This window comes from Gordonia malaquae NBRC 108250, from assembly GCF_000344135.1.
Lineage (GTDB): Bacteria > Actinomycetota > Actinomycetes > Mycobacteriales > Mycobacteriaceae > Gordonia > Gordonia malaquae.
The window spans coordinates 1-1,528 of sequence record NZ_BAOP01000084.1; the positions used below are offsets into that span (position 1 = coordinate 1).

Below are 1,528 nucleotides of genomic sequence, written 5' to 3' on the forward strand. Positions count from 1 at the left end.
GCCCTGATTAGCTTGCGGGCTTCCAGTAGGATAGTTTCCACAATGTCAGTCGTCCGCCGCGTTTCCTCCGCGCCATCTCAGGTACAGCGTCGGGTGCGTGATGCCCGCAGCACCCGGTGGGATGACCATCGCGTCGCAATACGAGCGGAGTTGGTCGATGCGGCCATACGGGCCATCGACCGCCATGGCGTAGGCGTGAGCATGGACGACATTGCTGCGGAGGCAGGCGTGTCTAAACCGAAGCTGTACCGCTACTTCGGCGACAAAGCGGGTCTAAACGGGGCAGTGGCGGCGAAGCTCGGTGCGTTGATGTGGGAGTCGGCGCAAGTCACAATCTTTGCTGAGCAAGATCATGCGTCTGTTGACGATATGATTCGCTCGTCGGTCCAGTCCTACGTCGCGCTGGTTGGGAAATACCCCGTGGTCGTCAGGTTCCTTATGGCGAATCACTTGTTTCAGTACTCCGGATCGGGAAATGGTGGAGTTGCTGACCAGTTGAGGTCGGTGATGGAGGTCGTCGCCGATCGGTTCACTGAGAGTCTGCAACGTATTCACTCAGATGCCTCGATCATTCCCTTGGCAGTGGCGTCCATCCTGGGTTCTGGACTATCTGCGACTCAGTGGTGGATCGACAACGGTCGTGAGCAAGGGGTCAACGACAGCTATTTCGCCGCACACCTATCGGAGACAACGTGGGGAATTATCAACGGCGCAGGCGCAACAGTAGGCGTTGCCTTCTCACCTGATCTGCCATTTAGCCATCCCGGTTTCGCGTCCCGCCTCGAGATGAACTGACCCGCGTTTGCAGCTAGTTGCTGGCCCAGTGTGCCGCTGGCTCTGGATGTAATTCCGCCGCCGGCACCCCCGGTACGCAGCCATTGGACTACTCACGCCACAAGCTTTTCCCTCTTCGCCGAGGCGCCCCTGCACGTCAGCGAACTCGACGAGTAATCCTTTCATGGCACTGCATTAGAGTGAATGTCGGCGGTCACTGTCAGGCTTGCACGACTCGCCTGCCGAGGAACCCGACATATGCGACCACCCCAATCAAACCGTAAACGCGGGACCGGCTGTTGGAGAGGGCGAGGCCGATCAGGGTCTCACTTGCACCATTCGCGTAAGTCCATTCACGCGTGTTCTCGGGAAATGCAAGCTTGGTGATCGATTCAAAAGCCTGCGGAACAACAAAGTGCGCCAACCCTGTTCCCGCCATTCCCAAACCGATCAATTTCGGCAACACCGACGTCGTCGCCTTTCCGGTCTTGTAGGCGGTTTTCGCTGTCACCACCGCCGGACTCCTAGACGTAACGGCCGCAGCCACATGCGTTGCCTTTGGGCTAGCCCACCGGGGTGGGCGGGGGGTTTTCGACTTCTGCTTTTCAGCAATTTTCAATTGCCGCACCTTTCGTCGCAATCATAATATCTGAGCCCAGCCGGAATTGCGGCCGATCCACACCCGACGTGACCGCTCGGGTGTCAGTAATCTAGGGTCAGCGAACGGGACACCAGGTACACAACGTTAGGCGAC

Annotated in this window: 2 protein-coding genes; one reads left to right on the plus strand and one right to left on the minus strand. The window is 58.3% G+C overall.

The window, feature by feature from the left end; all coding sequences use genetic code 11:
• Nucleotides 1-42: 42 nt before the first annotated feature.
• Nucleotides 43-795: a TetR/AcrR family transcriptional regulator gene (locus tag GM1_RS21255; protein WP_040520997.1), complete on the plus strand. Its 753-nt coding sequence runs from the start codon at nt 43-45 to the stop codon at nt 793-795.
• A gap of 199 nt (nt 796-994) precedes the next feature.
• Here the strand turns inward: GM1_RS21255 and GM1_RS21260 are convergent, their stop codons facing one another.
• Nucleotides 995-1,285: a DoxX-related protein gene (locus GM1_RS21260; protein WP_306302662.1), complete on the minus strand. Its 291-nt coding sequence runs from the start codon at nt 1,283-1,285 to the stop codon at nt 995-997.
• Nucleotides 1,286-1,528: the final 243 nt, after the last annotated feature.